Source organism: Amycolatopsis sp. NPDC001319, assembly GCF_042896185.1.
Lineage (GTDB): Bacteria > Actinomycetota > Actinomycetes > Mycobacteriales > Pseudonocardiaceae > Amycolatopsis.
In genome coordinates, this window is sequence record NZ_JBIAWY010000015.1 from 76,475 (window position 1) to 95,639 (window position 19,165).

16 protein-coding genes are annotated in these 19,165 nt (G+C 69.6%); 7 read left to right on the plus strand and 9 right to left on the minus strand.

The features are described 5' to 3' along the window. Positions 1 to 265: 265 nt before the first annotated feature. Positions 266 to 1,618 carry an NAD(P)/FAD-dependent oxidoreductase gene (locus ACFY1H_RS40910; RefSeq protein WP_386955598.1) on the plus strand — a complete coding sequence of 451 codons (1,353 nt, stop codon included), beginning with the start codon at positions 266 to 268 and terminating at the stop codon, positions 1,616 to 1,618. 81 nt (positions 1,619 to 1,699) lie between these two features. On the opposite strand, the gene ACFY1H_RS40915 is transcribed toward ACFY1H_RS40910, so the two are convergent. Beyond that, entirely contained in the window at positions 1,700 to 2,398 is a 699-nt protein-coding gene (locus tag ACFY1H_RS40915; RefSeq protein WP_386955600.1) for an FAD-binding oxidoreductase, read from the minus strand. Further along, the gene (locus tag ACFY1H_RS40920) at positions 2,398 to 3,006 is read right to left on the minus strand and encodes a molybdopterin-dependent oxidoreductase (RefSeq protein ID WP_366581802.1); all 609 of its coding nucleotides are present in this window, start codon (positions 3,004 to 3,006) and stop codon (positions 2,398 to 2,400) included. Before ACFY1H_RS40920 ends, ACFY1H_RS40915 begins: the two co-directional genes overlap by 1 nt. Positions 3,007 to 3,243: 237 nt before the next feature. On the opposite strand from ACFY1H_RS40920, the gene ACFY1H_RS40925 reads away from it, so the two are divergent. The 3 genes from ACFY1H_RS40925 to ACFY1H_RS40935 all read left to right on the plus strand — a co-directional run bounded on the left by ACFY1H_RS40925 (position 3,244) and on the right by ACFY1H_RS40935 (position 8,243). Beyond that, complete coding sequence (locus tag ACFY1H_RS40925; protein ID WP_386955602.1) at positions 3,244 to 3,987, plus strand: RNA polymerase sigma factor; 744 nt, start codon at positions 3,244 to 3,246, stop codon at positions 3,985 to 3,987. 232 nt (positions 3,988 to 4,219) lie between these two features. Continuing rightward, complete coding sequence (locus ACFY1H_RS40930) at positions 4,220 to 4,993, plus strand: SDR family NAD(P)-dependent oxidoreductase (protein ID WP_386955603.1); 774 nt, start codon at positions 4,220 to 4,222, stop codon at positions 4,991 to 4,993. A gap of 463 nt (positions 4,994 to 5,456) precedes the next feature. Next, positions 5,457 to 8,243, plus strand: coding sequence for an AAA family ATPase (locus ACFY1H_RS40935; RefSeq protein WP_386955604.1), 2,787 nt, complete (start codon positions 5,457 to 5,459; stop codon positions 8,241 to 8,243). A 54-nt stretch (positions 8,244 to 8,297) separates the two neighbouring features. Here the strand turns inward: ACFY1H_RS40935 and ACFY1H_RS40940 are convergent, their stop codons facing one another. Together ACFY1H_RS40940 and ACFY1H_RS40945 are read right to left on the minus strand one after the other, a co-directional pair. Continuing rightward, on the minus strand, positions 8,298 to 8,822 hold the full coding sequence (locus ACFY1H_RS40940; RefSeq protein WP_366581806.1) for a hypothetical protein: 525 nt from the start codon (positions 8,820 to 8,822) through the stop codon (positions 8,298 to 8,300). Between the two features lie 70 nt (positions 8,823 to 8,892). Next, positions 8,893 to 9,327: a DUF5709 domain-containing protein gene (locus ACFY1H_RS40945; protein ID WP_386955606.1), complete on the minus strand. Its 435-nt coding sequence runs from the start codon at positions 9,325 to 9,327 to the stop codon at positions 8,893 to 8,895. Positions 9,328 to 9,709: 382 nt separating this feature from the next. Between ACFY1H_RS40945 and ACFY1H_RS40950 the strand changes: the two genes are divergently transcribed. After that, a complete protein-coding gene (locus ACFY1H_RS40950; RefSeq protein ID WP_366581808.1) occupies positions 9,710 to 10,228 on the plus strand; it encodes a TetR family transcriptional regulator C-terminal domain-containing protein in 519 nt (172 codons plus the stop codon). Positions 10,229 to 10,381: 153 nt separating this feature from the next. Here the strand turns inward: ACFY1H_RS40950 and ACFY1H_RS40955 are convergent, their stop codons facing one another. Further along, positions 10,382 to 11,521: a beta-propeller fold lactonase family protein gene (locus ACFY1H_RS40955; protein WP_366581809.1), complete on the minus strand. Its 1,140-nt coding sequence runs from the start codon at positions 11,519 to 11,521 to the stop codon at positions 10,382 to 10,384. Between the two features lie 264 nt (positions 11,522 to 11,785). On the opposite strand from ACFY1H_RS40955, the gene ACFY1H_RS40960 reads away from it, so the two are divergent. Next, positions 11,786 to 13,522, plus strand: coding sequence for a thiamine pyrophosphate-dependent enzyme (locus ACFY1H_RS40960; RefSeq protein ID WP_386955609.1), 1,737 nt, complete (start codon positions 11,786 to 11,788; stop codon positions 13,520 to 13,522). Positions 13,523 to 13,632: 110 nt separating this feature from the next. Here the strand turns inward: ACFY1H_RS40960 and ACFY1H_RS40965 are convergent, their stop codons facing one another. After that, positions 13,633 to 14,259, minus strand: a complete 627-nt coding sequence (locus ACFY1H_RS40965) for a TetR family transcriptional regulator C-terminal domain-containing protein (protein ID WP_366581811.1) — start codon at positions 14,257 to 14,259, stop codon at positions 13,633 to 13,635. Positions 14,260 to 14,365: 106 nt separating this feature from the next. Then, the gene (locus ACFY1H_RS40970) at positions 14,366 to 15,223 is read right to left on the minus strand and encodes an LLM class flavin-dependent oxidoreductase (RefSeq protein WP_386955611.1); all 858 of its coding nucleotides are present in this window, start codon (positions 15,221 to 15,223) and stop codon (positions 14,366 to 14,368) included. Positions 15,224 to 15,630: 407 nt separating this feature from the next. Between ACFY1H_RS40970 and ACFY1H_RS40975 the strand changes: the two genes are divergently transcribed. Beyond that, positions 15,631 to 17,514 (plus strand): transketolase, encoded by a 1,884-nt coding sequence (locus ACFY1H_RS40975; protein WP_386955613.1) that lies wholly within the window; start codon positions 15,631 to 15,633, stop codon positions 17,512 to 17,514. Between the two features lie 84 nt (positions 17,515 to 17,598). On the opposite strand, the gene ACFY1H_RS40980 is transcribed toward ACFY1H_RS40975, so the two are convergent. Together ACFY1H_RS40980 and ACFY1H_RS40985 are read right to left on the minus strand one after the other, a co-directional pair. After that, positions 17,599 to 18,246: a nitroreductase family protein gene (locus ACFY1H_RS40980; RefSeq protein ID WP_386955615.1), complete on the minus strand. Its 648-nt coding sequence runs from the start codon at positions 18,244 to 18,246 to the stop codon at positions 17,599 to 17,601. A 55-nt stretch (positions 18,247 to 18,301) separates the two neighbouring features. Then, complete coding sequence (locus ACFY1H_RS40985) at positions 18,302 to 19,126, minus strand: isocitrate lyase/phosphoenolpyruvate mutase family protein (RefSeq protein WP_386955617.1); 825 nt, start codon at positions 19,124 to 19,126, stop codon at positions 18,302 to 18,304. Positions 19,127 to 19,165: the final 39 nt, after the last annotated feature.

Sequence of the window (19,165 nt, forward strand, 5' to 3'; positions counted from 1 at the left end):
TTCGGTGAACTCTATAGTCCATTGTGGTCTCGGTGACCGGCGTGGGGAGGACCCGTGCCCGGCCCGGGTGAAGGAAACCCGTGGGTGGCACGGGGCCGGAGGGCGGAACCGGGGTGACGAACGCCGCCGGAACGCGGCACCTGGGCTACCGTGTGCGTGCCGGCCGCCCGGCTCCCCGCTCCAGCCAAGGTGTGAGACAAGGTGTCGGGGAATTCCCGAATGTGATTCCGATGGTGCCGGAAATACGCCGCAGAGAGGTTGATCGATGAGTGGGGAACCGACGAGAGTGGTCATTGTCGGCGGCGGCTTTGCCGGTTTCAACGCGGCTCGTGCGTTGCGCCGCGCCCTTCCGCGCAAGGCTGATGTCGAGATCGTCTTGGTGAACCGGACGGACTACTTTCTTTACCTCCCGCTGCTGCCCGAAGTGGCGGCCGCGGTGGTCGATCCGCGGCGGGTGACCGTGCCGATTCCGGGGACGCTTCCCGGAGTGCGGCTCGCGCTCGGTGAGGTGACCGCGATCGCGCCGGACAAGGATTCGCTGTCTTACACGGATCCGGAGGGCCGGGCGCACGAGCTGCGATACGACCGGTTGATCCTTGCCGTGGGCAGCGTCAACAAACTGTTGCCGATTCCGGGCGTCGCCGAGCACGCGCACGGCTTTCGGGGAGTGGCGGAGGCTCTGTACCTGCGAGACCACGTCATTCGCCAGGTGGAGCTGGCGGACGCGACCGACGATCCGGACGAACGAGCGGCGCGGTGCACGTTTGTCGTCGTCGGCGCCGGCTACACCGGAACGGAAGTCGCCGCGCAGGGCCCGCTGTTCACCCAGGCGGTAGCCCGGCGCCACCCTGAGCTCAGCGGTCAGAAGATGCGCTGGCTCCTGCTGGACCTCGCACCGAAAGTGCTGCCCGAGCTCGATCCGCGGCTCTCGCGGGCCGCGGACCGGGTGCTGCGCAAGCGGGGCGTCGAAGTGCTCACCGGCACCTCGGTGAGCGAGGCGACGACCGACGGTGTGCGGCTCACCACGGGCGAGTTCGTCCCGACTCGCACGATCGCGTGGTGTGTCGGGGTCCGGCCCGATCCGCTGGTCCACGGCGCGGGCTTCGAGACGCAGAAGGGCCGGTTGGTCGTCGACACCACGCTGGCCGTCCCGGGACAGTCCCGGGTGTTCGCGTGCGGCGACGCCGCGGCGGTCCCCGACGTCACGCGGCCCGGCGAGGTCACGGCGATGACGGCACAACACGCGAGCCGCCAGGGCACACTCGCGGGACGGAACGTCGCGGCGTCACTCGGATACGGTCAACTGGCCGAGTACAAGCACCACGACCTCGGGTTCGTCGTCGATCTCGGCGGGAAACAAGCGGCCGCGAACCCGCTCCACGTCCCGATGTCGGGGTGGATCGCGAAGATCGTCACGCGTGGCTACCACCTGCTGTCGATGCCGGGAAACCGGATTCGGACGGCGGTCGACTGGCTGCTGAACGCCGTCCTGGGGCACCAGTCCGTCCAGCTCGGGCTCGTCCGATCGGCCGCGGTTCCGCTCGACACGACGGCCCCGGCGGTGGATCCGGCGGCACGGCACGAGCCGCCGAGCACTCGAACCGGAACGGACGGCTAGGAAACGTGGCCCTGCGCAAGGGCCGTCATCCTGTTCACGACGGAACAGCTCGACGATCTTGCGCAGGGCCAGAGCCGCGGCTCAGCCGGTCGGACCGAACCGGCTGACGCGGATCCGCTTGACGTCGACGCCGGCCCCGGCCAGCAATGCGGTCGCCCCGTCGCAGAAGCCCGGTGAACCGCAGACGTAGACCTCGCGATCGGCCTCGACCAGAGGCCGGACGTCGTCGGGTGTGAGGCGTCCCGCCGGCCGTGCACTGCCCGCGGGCGAATCACGGGTGTAGACGACCGTGGTCTCGGGACCGCGAATTTCGTCGGCGTAGTACAGGTCGGCAGGCGATCGGACGGACACGATCAGGCGCATCAGGTCGGTGCGGCCGGTGCTTCGGGCGAGCCGCAGCATCGACATGAGCGGGACGACTCCGGAGCCGCCGGCGACGCCCAGGATCGGTGCGGTGCCGTCCCAGGAGAAGAACCTGCCGACGGGGCCGCGGACCTGCAGGACATCGCCGACTTCGACGGTGCTGTGGAGAAACGTCGACACCTCGCCGTCCGGCAGCAGCTCGACCGTGACCTCGATCTCGTCTCCGCCGGGAGTGCTGGCCACCGAGTAGTCGCGCTGGGCGTGGTAACCGTCGGGAGCGGTCAGCCGGATGACGTAGAACTGGCCGGCGTGATGAGTTCTGGGCTCGGTCAGCCGCAGCCGGAAGGTTTTCGCGTGCGGTGTCTCCGCGACGATCGCGGTCACGACACCGGTTTGCCAGGATGAAGTGACGGTCATCAGTCACCCTGGTAACGCTGCTCGAGCCACGGGTCGCCGTGGTCGTGGTACCCGTTGCGCTCCCAGAAACCGGGCTCGTCCTCGGCCATGAACTTCAGCCCGGAGACCCATTTGGCGCTCTTCCAGAAGTACAGGTGCGGCACCAGCAGGCGGGCCGGCCCGCCGTGGATGTCGTCCAGCGGCGCGCCGTTGACGTCCCACACCACCCAGGCCTGACCGTCGACGACATCCTCGATCGGGAGGTTGGTCGTGTAGCCGGTGTGCGAGCGCGCCATGACGTACGCCGCATCGTCGTGCAGCCCGGTGATGTCGAGCAGCGTGTCGACGGAGACCCCGTCGAAGGCCATGTCGAACTTGGACCACGTCGTGACGCAGTGGATGGCGCCTTCGTAACGGCCGGGCGCGAGAGCGTGGATCTCGTCCCAGGTCCAGCTGGTCGGTGTGTCGACGAGGCCGTCGATGGTGAAAGTCCAGTCCCCGGTGTCGATCGAGGGAGTCGCTTCCGCGTGCAGAACCGGCCAGTCGCCACCCGCGTCGTGCTGGCCTGGTGGCAGCCGCGGGTCTTGACCAGAGCGCCGGCGCCCGACGAAACCTCTGGTAGTAATCATGTTTGCCGTCTTCCTCGGTTGATTGTGGACCGTGCCGATCCTGCCCTTAGTGGACCATAAAGTCCACATGATGGGCCGGCCTCCGGGGTCCTGCGGTCCACCGGTCTTGTTCACCCGGGATCGCCACGGGTCCCGTCCGTGACCCCGGTGGGGCTCACTGGAACCGGAGCAGGATCCCCCGGGTCGTGCACGAGTCGGTTCGAGACGCGATCAAGGATCTGGGAACGTGCGGTGGGGATGTCGACAGTGACGGAGACGGTGAGCGGACAGGGCACCAGGAGCGAACTGTGTGCGGACGGCGGATGTCGCCGGCGCCGGACGGGAACCACCGCCACGACCGTTTCGGGGTTCGCCGGACGGGTCCTGGTCGGCGGGCGGAGTTTCGACCGCGAGTCCGCCGTCTGGGTCGAGGAGCTGAGCCCCGGCAGCTCGAAGTTCGACGATGCCTGCCGCCGGCTCTACGCGATGCTCGTCAAGATCGCCAGGAGTGAGGCTGCGCGCAGGTCTTCGGCCTCGAGGATCGGCGGCCCCGAGCTCGACGACCTCGCCCACCAGGCCGCGGCGGACGCCCTCATGCGGATCACCCGCAAGATCGGTGATTTCCGCGGTGACGCGCAGTTCAAGACCTGGGCCTTCAGGTTCGTCGCCCTCGAGGTCTCGAGCAAGGTCGGGCGGCACTTCTGGCGGGACCACCGGGTGTTCCCGAACCAGGGCGAGGCGGACGGCGTGCGCGCCGCGGCCGGCGACGAACCACCTCAGCGGGTGCAGGCCGTCGAGCTCAGCGCCGCCCTCGGCCACGCCATCGAGAGGGCACTGACCGCGCGTCAGCGGCGCGTCTTCGTCGCCGTGGCGATCGACGGGGTTCCCGTGGACGCCCTCGTCGAGCAACTGGGTACCAACCGGAATGCGATCTACAAAGCGATCTTCGAAGCCCGGCGCAACATTCACGCCTACCTGGTCGAGAACGAGTTCATCGCGTGATCGGCCGTCCACGAACCGGGTTCCGGCGCCTGGGCGGAGCACCGTTGCGGCCTCGAAAGTGGACTTGACCGACCAGTTCTGCCGAGGCTACATTCGGCCGGTCCGCCGGCATTTCTCTGTCGGCGAGGTTCTCGTAAGGCCGGCAGCGCTTCTGCGGATGTCGCCTCGCACCCGGTGATTCCGGGGTCTGCCAGCACAATTCGGGTGTCATTGCGGAAGGAAGAAACGTGTCATGAGTGATAACTTCGAGGGCCGGAAAGTCGTGGTGGCCGGCGGCAGCAGCGGCATGGGTCTGGCCGCGGCGCAGCAGGTGGTCGCCGGAGGCGGCAGTGCGGTGATCACCGGCCGGGACCCGGACAAGCTCCGAGCGGCGGTCGAAGCGTTGTCGCAGCACGGGAAAGCGTGGGGTATCCCGGCGGAGCTGACCGATCGCGGCCAGGTGCCCGAACTGCGGAAGCAGCTCGCGGCCGAGCACGCCGACGCGACCCTGCTCGTCAACGCCGCGGGCTTCTTCGTCCCGAAGCCGTTCATCGAGTACGACGAAGCGTTCTACGACTCGTACAACGAGTTGAACCGGGCACTGTTCTTCATCACGCAGACCGTCGTCTCGGGGATGATCGCCGGCGGCAACGGCGGCGCCATCGTCAACGTCGGCTCGATGTGGGCGCACCAGGGCATCGCGGCGACCCCGCACGCGGGCTACTCGGTGCAGAAGGGCGGGCTCCACTCGCTCACCAAGGCGCTCGCGATCGAGCTGGCGCCGCACCGCATCCGGGTCAACGCGGTCGCGCCTGCGGTCGTGAAGACTCCCTTGTACCTCGGCGTGTTCGGCGCGGACAAGCTCGACGAAAGCGTCGACAGCTTCGCGGGCTTCCACCCGCTGGGGCGCGTCGGCACCGCGGAGGACATCGGGAACGCGGTGTCCTTCCTGCTGTCGGACAAGGCGAGCTGGATGACCGGCGCGATCGTCGACGTCGACGGTGGTGTCATGGCCGGCCGCAACTAGCCCGGGCGCACAACACAAGCACCGCACCGAAAGGACTGCGGGCGTCCCGCCGACGTCCGCAGTCCGGTGCCGCTGTGACAGTGGACGCAAAAGTCCACAAATGGCCGAGGTGAGGTGTACTCCGCGGTGAAGCGCGGTTAGGCTTCGGCTGTGTCAGGTGATCGAACCGAGATCCACCTCGAGGCTTCGCCGGAGCTTCACCGGTTCGCTCTCCGCCGACAGGTGAAGCTTCTTCACTTTCATCCCTCGCTCGTGCGGTCCGGCATCGACCCGCGACGCGCGGTCGGCGCGGCCAAGGCTTCGGGTGGATACGCGAACGCCGGTCCCGAGCGCCCCCGCGGCGGTCGATCGGAAGCGAAATCGGGTGCACGTCGCCGTGCGTTGATATCGAGCCTGACGTGACTCAATGCCCTTTTTTCGCTTTCTGGAGTGTCATGAGACCCGGCTCGGCCGTGGGATTTCGATGATCGGCGGCGGCGATCCGGACCTGCTCGGCCGGCGCGGCGAGGCCGAGCTGCTCGACAAGATGCTGGACGAGGTGCGCCACGGGCGCAGCGCCGTGCTGGTGGTGCGTGGCGAGGCAGGCGTCGGCAAGACCTCGTTGCTGAATCACGCGGTCACGCGGGCTGCCGATCTGCAGGTCATCCACGTGTCGGGTGCGGAGTCGGAGGCGGAGCTGGCCTTCTCCGGTGTGCACCAGGTGTGCGCGCCGCACCTCGACGGGCTCGATCGCCTGCCGGCTCCGCAACGCACCGCGCTGGCCACCGCGTTCGGCCTCGCCGAGGGTAAGCCGCCGGACTTGTTCCTGGTCGGGCTGGCCGTGCTGACCTTGCTGGCGGCCGCGGCCACGGAGCAACCCCTGGTGTGCGTCGTCGACGACGCGCAGTGGCTCGACAGCGCCTCGGTACGGACGTTGTCGATCGTCGCGCGCCGGTTGCGGGCGGATCCGGTGGCGATGGTGTTCGCGGTCCGTGACAGCCGGGAGAACGCGGCTCTGGCGGGCTTGGCGCAGCTGCCCGAGCTGGTTCTGACCGGGCTCTGCGACCGGGATTCACGGACCCTGCTGGCGACGACGATGCCCGGTCCGATGGACGAACGGGTGCGGGAGCGGATTCTCGCCGAGGCGCGGGGCAACCCGTTGGCCCTGCGGGAACTGCCCCGCACGGCGAACCTGCCGGCCCTCGCCGGCGGCTTCGGACTGGTCGGACACGGACGGCCGCTGTCGCGCCGCATCGAACGCAGTTTCGCGACGCATCTGGCCGCGTTGCCGGCGGACACCCGGCTCCTCCTCCTCATCGCCGCGGCCGACCCGGTGGGGGAGGCCGCGGTGCTCTGGCGGGCCGCCGGCCTCCTGGGGCTGCCCGAATCGGCGGCGGAGCCGGCGGAGTCGGCGGAGCTGATCAGCATCGGCCGCCGGGTACGATTCCGTCACCCGTTGATCCGGTCCGCCGTCTACGGATCGGCGGGCGGCGCCGACCGCCGACGCGTGCACGAGGCGCTCGCCGAGGCGATCGATCCCCGCAGTGATGCCGAGCAACGCGCGTGGCAGCGCAGTCAGGCGGCGACCGGTCCGGACGAGGCGACCGCGGCCGAGCTGGAACGGACGGCCGAGCTCGCCCGGGCTCGGGGCGGAGCGGCCGCGGCCTCGGCGTTTCTCGCCGACGCGGCCGAGCTGACTCCGGACCCCGTCGATCGCGCCCGCCGTGCGCTGGGAGCGGCGCGAGCCAAACTCGACGCCGGGGCCCCGGAGGCGGCGCTGGAGCTGGTCGCGCAGGCGGAGGCGGCACCACGGGAACCCCTGCGGCAGGCCCGGATCGAGCTGGTGCGCTCGCAGATCGCGTTCGCCCTCAACCGCGGCCGCGACGCGCCCGGCCTGCTGCTGTCGGCTGCGGAGCGCCTCCGGGACCTGGACCCGCTGCTGTCGCGCGAGACCTACCTCGAGGCGCTGATGGCTTCGGTGTTCGCCGGCCGGCTCGTGTGGGCGCCGGACAACGCGCCGGACGGCATGGCGCGCGCCGCGCGGTCGGCCCCGCCCGCGCCGACTCCGCCCCGCGCCGTCGACGTGCTCCTCGACGGCCTCGTCCTGCGGTTCACCAAGGGGTACACGGACGCGGCCCCGACTCTCATGCGCGCCGTCCGGCAGTTCCGGCGAGACTCCGATGCCGATTGCGCCGGCCTGCGCTGGTACGGCCTCGCCAGCCGGATCGCCCTCGACCTGGGGGACCGGCAGTCGGAGGACGACCTCGCGGCCCGGCAAGTACAGACCCTTCGCGAACGGGGTGTGCTGACGCTGCTGCCGGTCGCGCTGGCCAACCGGGCCGGGGTTTGCGTGCACGCGGGGCGATTCGACGAGGCCGCCACCCTGCTCGAGGAATCCGCTGCCATCAGCCAGGCCACCGGCGCTCTGCCGCCGTTGTGCATCGAGCCGGTCCTCACGGCCTACCGCGGCCAGGATGCCCGGACCCTGGAGCTCGTCCGTACCAGCCTGGACAGCGCGACGGAACGCGGTGAAGGCCGGGTGATCCCGATCGTCCAGTACGCCGCGGCCGTTCTGCACAACAGCCTCGGCAGGTATCGTGAAGCGCTCGCCGCGACCGACTGGGCCGTGGAGCACGACGACATCGGTATGCACGGATACGGCCTCGCCGAACGGGTCGAGGCCGCCGCCCGCTGCGGTGAGGTCGCGATCGCGATCGACGCGGCACGGGAGCTGTCCGATCGCGCCGCCGCGACGGGCACGGAGATGGCGCTCGGCGTCGCCGCCCGCTCACGCGCCCTGGTGGCCCGGGGCGAGGAGGCCGACGAGCTGTACCGCCTGGCCATCGAGCACCTCGGCCGCAGCAAGGTCGACGTCCTCCGAGCCAGGGCTCAGCTGCTCCACGGCGAATGGCTGCGTCGCGAACGCCGCCGCGAAGAAGCGGTCGACCAGCTCAGGCTCGCGTGCGACACCTTCCGGCGCGTGGGCGCCGGCGGGTTCGCCGAACGCGCCCGCCGTGAGCTCCTGGCCGCCGGGGAAGCCGTCGAAGCACCCACAGTGCCGCTGAGGGCGCAGCTGACGGGGCAGGAGACCTACATCGCGCGGCTGGCCGCCGAGGGCCACACCAACTCGCAGATCGCCTCGCAGCTGTTCCTCAGCCCGCGCACGGTCGAGTGGCACCTGGGCAAGATCTTCGGAAAGCTCGGCATCTCTTCGCGACGGGAGCTGAAGGTCACGCTCGCGGACCACGACAGGCACCACGTCCCGCACTGAGCGAGGCCGCTTCCTCCTGATGACAGTGCCGGGGCGCGCGAAGGGCCACGGGACTCACAGGACCGCGGTGCGGGTGCGCCTCGGAAACAGGGTCAGCAGCTTGGCTCGCCTGCGCCACGCGACCGCCGCGATGATCACGCCGACGAGGGCGGTCAAGACCTGAAGGGTCGCCGTTGTTTCATACACTCGGGCCAGGCTTCCGAACCCGTCCACCCGGATCCGGCGCAGGGTGGTACCGGTGTCGAGCACGAAGTGGAACAGCACCCCCAGCACGAACGAACAGGCCAGCGACGCGGTCACGAACCACACACCCAGCCTGCTGGCGTGCCGCAGGTGGCCGGCAACCCCGACCACCGGGACGACGAAACCCGCGGCGACCATCAGCACGCTTTCCGCGAGTCCGATGGGGACCCGGGCGGCGCCGAGCACCGCGAAGTCGGCCAGCACCAGCACCGATTGCGTGCCCACTGCCGCGCCGGTGAAGCGATCGACACTCGAAACCAGCGGCGGAAGGCGGACGACGGCCTTCCCGTTCCTGGGGTGCGCCAAGGTCATTCTCTCAATCTGTGGGGTGAACACGAGACCGTGCCGTCACGAAGACCGTTCGGGGCGGCGATTCGCGGGTCGCCGAGGCATCGACGTCCGCCCGTCATTCGGGGACGACGTGGATCGCGGCTTCCTCCGCGGCGGCAGCGGATCCGTCGACTCCGACGTCCACGGCGAAGAGGTACGGGCGCTGCTCGTCGGCGTCGGGATCTTCGACCAGCCGCCCCGCCCGCGAGACGCCGACCTCGTCGTCGTACAGCTCGCCATCGGTGTCGGATGAGTCGCCCAGTCCGTCGCCTTCGGCCGGATCCACGCTCACGTCGGGAATCTCCCGCGCCAGGCGCCTGCCGAGACTTTCGTGGCCCGCTTCTTCGCGCGCGGTGAGGCCCCAGTCGAACACGGCCTGCGGGCGGTCGGGAGGGCTGTAACCTTCGTCCAGAACGTCGGCGACGCCGAGGTCGTCCAGGGTGTCCTCGGGTTCGAGGAGGCCTGAATCGAGGTCGAATCCGCCGTCGTATTCGTCCGTGTCGTCACTCATGTCGGTCTCCGGATGCAGGGGAAGAGGCTCCGGCCGGCAACGGGCAGCGGAGCCACAAGAGGGGCTTAGTGGACTATATCGTCCTTTGTCCGGTCCACAACGGTGACCATCGCAGGTCACATTCGGAGTCGCCTTCCGGATATGAATCCGAAACCACGCTGGCCGAGCCGCGTCTCCGGCCTTTCAATTGGACGTGTTAGTCCACTATTCAGAGGGGGTCTACGTCTGCTCAGGCGTCGGCGCGGCTACGCTTCACTGCATGCCGTCTGATCCGACCAGGGACTCCTGTTCCCCTCTCGACGCCTCCGAATCGGAGCCACGAGCCCGGATTGTGGCCGCCTCGACAGACCTCCTGTTCCGGCACGGACTCGGTGCGCTCACGATGTCCAGGATCAGCGGGGCGGCGGCGATCGAGCCACGTCGGGTCCGGATGGTCTTCGGGGAATCCGACACCGTCGATGCCATCGTCGAAGCAATTGTCGAAACCCAGCTCGAAACCGTGCTGCGCGGCCAGCGGCCCAGCCTCGCCGCCGTCAGAACTCTCGACGGCCTGTGCGAGTGGCGATCGGAACTGGTCGGCTCGGTGAACGCGATCGAAGGCTGCCCCCTCGGCATGCTCATCCAGCACCTCGCCGGTCACCACCTGCGGGGCAATCTTGCGCTGGTGGCCGCGTTCGGGCAGTGGCAGCAACTGGTCACGGAGGCACTGGAGCGCATCAAGGGGGCGGGTGAGCTCACGCCGGCCGCTGATCCGGCCGCGCTGTCCACGGCGATCATGGCCGCCGTCCAAGGGGGATTCCTGCTGTCGCACACGATGCGGAACGCGAAGTACTTTCACAGCGGGCTCGACCTGGCGATAGAAACGGTGGGCAGCTTCGCCCACCGTCGGTCGGGCTCGTAGCGGCACCGCAGCGCAACCCCCGGCGACACGGATTTTTCAACGGGCCCACACCCTGTTGTCGCACCGTGAAGTCGCGAATTTTGGACGGATGGCCGGCGTTAGGCGCCGGGAAGGCTCAGGAGCCGCCGTACGGCAGGCTCCTGAGCCGACTGATCACAGAGCGACGATTCCTTCGCCGCCGGCAGCACCGTCGAGGACGACGTGCCCGGCGGAGGTCAGGCTGCCGTCGTGGTTGATCCGGAAGGCTGACACGCCACCGTCCGCTCCGGTCTGCGCGTAGAGGTACCGGCCGTCCGGCGTGGTGGCCAGGTCGACCGTGCCGGCGCCCGCGGGCGTCGTGCCCAGGCTCACGGGAGTGCCGTCGGCGCCGATGCGGTAGCCGCTGACCGTGCCGCTGCCGGCGTTGGCCACGTAGGCGAAGTCACCGGCGGCCGCGATCCAGCAGGTCGCCTGCTGCCCGGTCGCCACGGGGGTACCGGTCGAGAGCTTGCCCCGGCCGTCGACCCGGCCGGTCACGATCGCGTTCGGGCCGGCCTCGGTGAGCAGGATCCGGCCGGAGCCGTCGAAGACGAACCCGAACGGGACCGATCCCGCGCCGGTCGAGTCGACGACCGGCTTGGCCGACGGACCGAACACCGGGTTCAGGGGGAAGGTGATCACGCTGTCGCCGGCGGCCTTCGTGCTCACGACCAGAGAGCCGCCGTCCGGGGTGAACGCGACCTGCGCCGCGGTGTGGGTGAACTCGGGCGCGGCGTCGGCGTCGAAGCCCAGCGCGCGGTGCCAGAGCGGGACGGGCACGAGGTGCCCGGCCAGCAGCACGAATCCCTGCAGCGAGCCGCCGGCGCGGGCGTTGAGCACGAACACCCGGTTGTCGTGCACCGCGATGCTGACCGGGAAGGTGCCACCGGACCCGATCGTCTGCAGCTTGGTGAGCCGGTCGCCGGTCACGGCGAAGACGGTGACCGAGTCGCTGCCGGGGTTCACGGCGAACAACAGGTGGTGGCGGCTGTCGTAGGTCAGGGCACCCTGCGAAGCGGTGTGGTCGGCCACCGAGCCGTCGAGCACGCCACCGCGCCCTCCGGTCCGGTACACGGCCTTCTGCCGCAGGGAGCCGTCCGTCATGCGGTCGAACGCGACGACCGCGTTGCCGTCGGGTGAATCCGTCTGAACGAACACCGTGCCGCCGGCGGCACGAGCCGACGTCGCGGACGCAGGTGACGCGGTGAACGTGACGGCTGCGAGGGCGACAGCCGCCGCCACCGTCGTGACGCGCGCCCTCGTGTGTTTGGCCATGATCGTGTGTGATCCTCACTCGTGAGAACTCCGGCCCGGAATCCGGACCGACGGAAGGTGGATCGAAGCGGCAGAAGGCCGTTCGCTGATTTAGTGATCACGACGGAGAGGTTCTTACCTCTTCGATGATCGAGGTGTACGCCACTCACCGCGGAGCGCGCCGGCCAGGCAATGGACGTTATAGTCCACTTATAATGTTCGTTGTCCCGACGAGGACGAGCGATTCGACTTCCTCGACCCGAAATCCGCGGAGAGGCCACAGCCATGACGACTGTCGCGTCCCTGCTCGTGACGAGCTTGGCCGACCACGGAGTCAGGACCGTCTGGGGTGTGGTGGGCGACGCGCTGAACCCGATCACCGACGCTGTGCGCCTCGAAAAGCGGCTCCGCTGGATCGACGTCCGGCACGAGGAGGCCGGCGCGTTCGCCGCCGGCGCGCAGGCGCAGTTGACCGGAACGATCGGCGTCTGCATGGGCACCGTCGGCCCGGGCGCCGTCCACTTGCTCAACGGCCTCTACGACGCGAAGAAGTCCCACGCACCGGTGCTGGCGGTCTGCGGCCAGGTCCCCAGCGCCGAACTCGGCAGCGACCACTTCCAGGAGGTCGACAACGACGCCGTATTCCGCGACGTCGCCGAGTTCTGCCTTACCGTGACCGACCCGGCGCAGCTGCCGTACCTGCTGGAACTGGCGGTGAACACCGCGTACGCGCGCAGCGGCGTGGCGGTACTGACCGTGCCCGGTGACATCGGTGCCCGCCCCTTGTCCGCGGCCGGCCCGCGGTTCATCGCGCAGCGCCCGGAGACCGTTCCCACGTGGCCCCTGCTCGACCAGGCCGCCCACCTGCTCGACGGCGCGGCCAAGGTGACCATGCTCGTCGGCGCCGGAGCGAGGGAAGCTCGGGAAGAGGTCCTCGCGGTGGCCGACGCGCTCTCCGCACCGATGGTCCTCACGTTGCAGGGCAAGGAAGAGATCGAGCAGGACAACCCGTTCCAGGTCGGCCAGCCGGGCCCGCTCGGCAACCCCGCGGCTCAGCACGCACTCGACGACTGCGACGTCCTGCTCATGGTCGGTACGGACTTCCCGTACCGCGACTGGTACCCCCGGGGCAAGACGGTGGTCCAGATCGACGTGGAAGGTGCCCACATCGGCCGACGGGTGCCCGTCGACCTCGGCCTCGTCGGCGACTCGGCGGCCACCCTCGAGGCGCTGCTGCCCAAGCTGACCACCAAGCCGGATCGCGACCACCTGGCCCGGTCCCACCGTCGCTACGAGACTTGGCGCGAGCGTCAGCAACACCTCGCGGACCCCGATTACGAGGCCGGCATGGCAGGGCGGGTCCGCCGGCAGTTCGACAACCGGGCGCGTGCCATCCGTCCGGAGGTGCTCGCCGCGGCGATCGATCGGCACGCCAAGGCCGATGCGGTGTTCACTTCCGACACCGGCATGTCGACGGTCTGGTTCGCTCGGTTCGTCACGCTCGGCGGCAACCGCCGCCTGCTCGGCTCGTACAACCTGGGCTCGACGGCCAACGCCCTTCCTCAAGCGCTCGGCGCGGCACAGCTCGATCGGACCCGCCAGACCATCGCGCTCTGCGGCGACGGCGGCCTGACCCCGGTGATGGGGGAGCTGCTGACGGTGGTCGACCACGACCTGCCGGTCAAGATCGTCGTGTTCAACAACTCTCGGCTGGGCATGATCAAGCAGGAGCAGGAGCAGAGCGGACTCCCGGAGTTCGGCACCAGGCTGAAAAACCGGGACCTGGCTGCCATCGCCCGAGCCTGCGGACTCCACGCGGTACGCGTCGAGCGGGCCGCGGACGTCGACTCCGCCGTGCGCGACGCGCTCGGGCACCACGGTCCGGTCCTGCTCGACGTCGTCACCAACGCCGATGAGATCGCGCTGCCCTCGGCACCCACCGCCGCGCAGGTGTGGGGGTTCGCCAGAGCCAAGGCCAAGGAGCGGATCGCCTCCGCGCACGACGGCGACGCGGCGCGATGAGCGCTCGCGGACGGCAGTCGAACCGGGAGGTGCCGTGCTCGGCGATCGACGGCGTGACGGACGAGCCGCCGTGGCATGGCGGACAGCGGGTGCGGGCTGCGGGCTGGGCGTCAGGCCCGGAAGGTGCGGATGTAGTCGATCGCCATGTCGAGCCCGACTTTCATCAGCCTGACGTCCCGCTCGGTCTGGGCCAGGAGGTACCCGCCCTGGAGCGCGCTCATCAACCCCGTGGCCAGCCGCTCGGGGTCGGCGTCCGGGCGGAGCTTGCCGTCCTTGCGCATCCTCGTGAACGCGTCGGCCAGCAGGCCGAGCCAGGTTTCGAAGTGCTGGGCCAGCGCCGAGCGGGCCCGTTCGTTCGAATCGGACAGCTCGCTCGCCAGTGACCCGAGTGCGCAGCCGTACGCACCGTCGCGCAGGGCGTTGCGCTGGACGATCGCGTCCCGCCAGCGTTCCAGGCCGCGGATCGAGTTCAGCCGGCGGAGCTGTTCGCCTTGGAAGTTCAGCACTTCGTGAGCTTGGAACTCGATGACCGCTTGGACCAGTTCGTTCTTGTCCGCGAAGTGGTGGTACAGCTGCGACTTGCTCGTGCCGCTGGCCGCGCGCACGTCGTCCAGCGTCGTCGCGGCCACGCCCTTCACCGTCATCAAGTCGACCGCGGCCTGCACGATTCGCGCCTTGGTCGCCTCTCCGCGCGCCGTGACCCGGGTCGGCCGCACGTCATCCTGAGGTTCCACCACGGCGCCAGGTTACCGCACTACCACGAGCGATGACCGTTGGCGACCTCCCGGCCACCCTGGTGCCGAAGGGACGAAGGCGTCCGTAAACGGCGTCGCCGCTGCTGCCTCAGGACCCGGTTGCGCGGTGCACCGCGAGCGGCGACAGCTCGCGCCACTCGATTCGAGCCCGGTCCAGTCCGGTGGTCAGCACGTGCAGGCTGACGTGGTCGGCGCCCGCTGCGACGTGGTCCCGGATCCTCGCCTCCACCTGCTCGGCATCCCCGCGGACGATGACGCTGTCGAAGAGTCGTTTGCTCCCTCCTGCGCGCAGGTCGTCCTCGCCGAAGCCCTGTCCGCGCAGCTCCAGCACGCAGGTCCGGCACGAGAGCATTCTCGACAGCTCGGCGCGGCCGAGCTCTTCGGCGGCTTCGGCGTCCCGCATGACGACGACTGCCTGCCGCACCGCCAGGAAAGACCCGTCACCGAGGAACGCTCTCGTCCGGTCCGTGCAGTCCGGTGTCGCAACCCGGCGGAGGACCCCGAGCGCCCGCGGTTTCGCGAGCTCGGCCATCTCCGTCCGATCGCAGATCAGCACCCGCTCTTCCCAGGTGACCGGACCCGGGAGCCGATCGAGGCAGTCGAGGTAGGCCTCCATCCGCGCCACCGGGTCCGTTCGCGTGCCGGTGCCGGTCGCGGCCAGACCCAGTAACGTCCTGTGGCCCCTTGCGTCCCGAAGCCGGCCGTGCCGAGCGGCCACGACGGACGCGTCGCGGGTTCCGATGTCCCGCAGAGCCGGCGCGACCTTGATCCGACGGGTGACGCCGAGAAGAAGTTCACACTGGTCGAACACATCGGCTTCGCGCGACTCCGGTACCCAGACCGCGCCCCAACCGGCGTCTTCGAGCTCGGCCGCCACTTCCGCGGCGAGACGCCGCTCAGCCGCGCCGAGGCCGACGCCCCACACCCCACAACGCCCCAGATCCACGAGCATCTCCCGCCGCCGTACCGGTTCACCGGCCCGTAGGTGTGTGCCGTCCCGGAGCGGCGTCTTACCCATTTCCCGACGACGTAACACAATATTCGCCGGGCGGAAACCCGGTGGTCTGCGGCCGTCGGTCAAGATCATCCGGATGGTCGTGGAACGGGGTCGTCAGGCGGGTATCCTCCACTGAGGACGCATCACGGTCGTGGCCCGCCGACGGGCATCGGCCGACAACCACGAACCCGCGCGTTGCCCGAAACCGGACGGCCGCTCGCGCCCCATCAAGCAGCTTTGCCCGCACGACGAGCGAATGATCCGCCACGACCGGCAACCGTGACCCGCGGCCTGCTCGCGTTCCGGGAGGCCGCGGAAGCCGTACGGCCGCATTCACGCGATGAGGAGAAGCACCGATGAGCACCTCCGGCACCACGCACCAGGCCCGCACGGACCTCGATCTCGCCGGGGCGGCCGAGCTCGCCCGCCAGCTGCGGGTCGACTCGATCCGGTCCAGTACGAGCGCCGGGTCGGGGCACCCGACGTCGAGCATGTCCGCGGCGGACCTGCTCGCCGTGCTGGTCGCGCGTCACCTGCGCTACGACTGGGACCGGCCCGAGGACGACCGCAACGATCACCTGATCTTCTCCAAGGGCCACGCCTCTCCGTTGCTGTACTCGATCTACAAGGCGGTCGGGGTCGTCTCGGACACTGAGCTGATGACGGAGTACCGGCGGTTCGGGCACCGGTTGCAGGGACACCCGACGCCGGTCCTGCCGTGGGTCGACGTGGCCACCGGCTCGCTCGGACAGGGGCTGCCGATCGGGGTCGGCGTCGCCCTCGCCGGTGCGTACCTCGACCGGCTCTCCTACCGCACGTGGGTCCTGTGCGGGGACAGCGAGCTGGCCGAGGGCTCGATCTGGGAAGCCCTCGACAAGGCCTCGTACTACCGGCTCGAGAACCTGATCGTCCTGGCCGACGTGAACCGGCTGGGACAGCGCGGACCCACGGAATGGGGCTGGAACACCGAGACCTACGCGCGGCGCGCCGAGGCATTCGGGGCCCGGGTGCTCACGATCGACGGCCACGACCTGGCCGAAATCGATGCCGCCCTGCGGACCGCGAGCGAAGCCGGCGCCGGCGCGCCGACCGTGATCCTCGCCAAGACCGTCAAGGGCAGCGGATTCTCCGAGATCGAGGACCACGAAGGCTGGCACGGCAAGGCGCTGCCCGAGGACATGGCCGCCCGCGCCGTTGAAGAACTCGGGGGAACCAGCGACCTCCTGGTCCGCGGTCCGCTGCCCACCGGCGACCACGCGGCCGTGCCCACGGCGGAGAACGAGCAGGCGCCGCGGCCGGCCTACGAGCTGGGCGAGAAGGTCGCCACCCGCAAGGCGTACGGCGACGCCCTGGTGTGGCTCGGTGCGACGCACCCCACGGTCGTCGGGCTCGACGGCGAGGTGTCCAATTCCACCCACGCCGACGAGTTCGCCAAGACCTACCCCGACCGCTACTTCGAGATGTTCATCGCCGAGCAGCAGATGCTCGCCTCGGCCGTCGGGTTCAGCGTGCGCCACCGAATCCCGTTCGCCTCGACCTTCGCCGCGTTCCTCACCCGTGCGCACGACTTCATCCGGATGGCCGCGATCTCCCAGGCGAACCTCCGGCTGGTCGGCTCCCACTCGGGTGTCGAGATCGGCGCCGACGGCCCGTCGCAGATGGCGCTGGAGGACCTGGCGATGATGCGGGCGATCCACGGCTCGACGGTTCTCTACCCCAGCGACGCGACCAGCGCCGTCGCCCTCACCAAGGTGATGGCCGAGACACCCGGCATCAGCTACCTGCGCACGACGCGCGGCGCCTACCCCGTGCTCTACGGCCCCGGCGAGACGTTCCCCGTCGGCGGGTCGAAACTCCTGCGCTCCAGCCGCCAGGACTCGGTGACCCTTGTCGGCGCCGGCGTGACCGCGCACCAGTGCCTGGCCGCGGCGGACGTGCTCGCCGGCGAGGGGATCACCGCGAGGGTCGTCGACCTGTACTCGGTGAAACCCGTCGACACCGCCACGCTCGCGGCCGCCGCCTCGGCCACCGAGGGCCGCTTCGTCGTCGCGGAGGACCACCACCGCGAGGGCGGGATCGGCTCCGCCATCCTCGAGGCGCTGATCCCCGGCCTGCGTATGACCCACCTGTGCGTACGCCACCTGCCGGGCTCCGGCACCGCCGCGGAACTTCTCGCCGCGGCGGGCATCGACGCGGCACACATCGCCGTCGCCGCGCGCGAGCTCGTCGCAGCCGACTGACCAAGAGCTCGACGCCCCCGCGGCTCCGTCGAACGGACGAGCCGCGGGGGCGTCGGCGCAGTGGTTCCCGCTACCGAGGACGGCTCAGAGGAAACTGAACAGCCGGTCGGGTTCGAAGCGCGAAATCGGGCCGGTGTAGGCCTTCTCGGGATTGGGATAACCGAGGGCCAGCAGCACCGTGGTGGTGTGCCCGGTTTCGCGGATCTTGAACGCCTTGTCGACGCTGGTCGGATCGAAGCCTTCGAGCGGCGTCGCGTCCACGCCGAGCTCGGCGGCCGCCATCATGGTCATGCCCAGCACCATGTAGGTCTGCTTTTCCATCCAGTGGTTGAGGTCCTTGTACTGGTAGTTGCGCAGATTGAGGAAATCGCGGGTCATGAACTGCCACATCGCGTTCTTCGCCGGGTCGGGGAACCGGCCGTCGGCGGTCTCCTTGGCGAACACCTCGTCGAGGTGGCTGTCCGGTACGTCCGACCGGGTGGTGAGGATGATCGTGTGCGACGCTTTCAGGATCTTTTCGCCGTTGTCCTGAAACCGTTCGCCCAGATTGGCGACGAGGTGCTCTTTGCTTTCGGCGGTGGCGAGCACGTAGAAGTGATTGGGCTGGATGTTCGTCGACGTCGGCGCGGATCGCAGAAACTTGAGCAGTTGCTCGAGGGTCTCTTCCGGAATGGTCTTGCCGGGATCGAAAGCCCTGGTGAGGTGCTTGCTCATGAGCTTGTCGAGATCCATGGTCCTCTGCTTTCTTCGGGTGATCAATCAGGTGAGGGCAGTGCCCGGGTCCGGGCTAGTTCTTGCCGCGCGCGAGGAGTTCACCGATGCGGTCGACGCCGAGACCGGTGGCCGCCGCCGCGAGGTCACCCGCGACGAGCGCTTTGGTGGCCTGATCGAGTGCCGCCATCGCGTGGGTGTAGAGCCATGGGCCGAGGCTGATGCGTTTGACGCCGGCCTTCTGCAGCTCGGCGACGGTCAGCACCTTGTCCGCGGGTGACACCAGCACGTTGACCGGCGTCGGCGCGACCGCGGCGACGATCGCCTCGAGCGCGGCGAGGTCGGGCGGGTACGGGGCATAGACCACGTCCGCGCCGACCTCGGCGAAGGCCGTCAGCCGCCGGATGGTGTCGTCGAGATCGGGCCGTCCCTGGATGAAGTTGTCCGTGCGGCCGGTGACGACGATGCGTCGCTTGGCCGCGTCGACGGCGCTGCGCACGCGGGCGACCGCCTCGTCGAAGTCGCGGATCGGGCACTCGGGGATGCCCGAGGTGTCCTCGACTCCGATGCCGGCCAGGCCGTGGCCGACGGCGGCTTCGACGGTCGCTGCCACGTCTTCGGGCGTGTCGCCGTAACCGTCCTCGAAGTCTCCGTTGACGGGGAGCCCGGTGAGCCGGCCGAGGAGCCGGGCATGGCCGAGATGCTCGTCGCGCGTGACTTCGTGCCGCCCGTCGGAACGGCCGAGCGTGCCGGCGAGCGCCGCCGACGACGTCGCGATCGCCTCGAAGCCGGCGTCGGCCAGCATCAGCGCCGAGAGGCCGTCCCAGGCGTTCGGCATGACGAGGCCACCGTCTCGGGTGTGCAGCGCCATGAAGTTCTCATAGAGCTCGGAGCCCTGCATATCGCATCTTTCCTGAATCAACTTGCGGCGAGTGGAGGT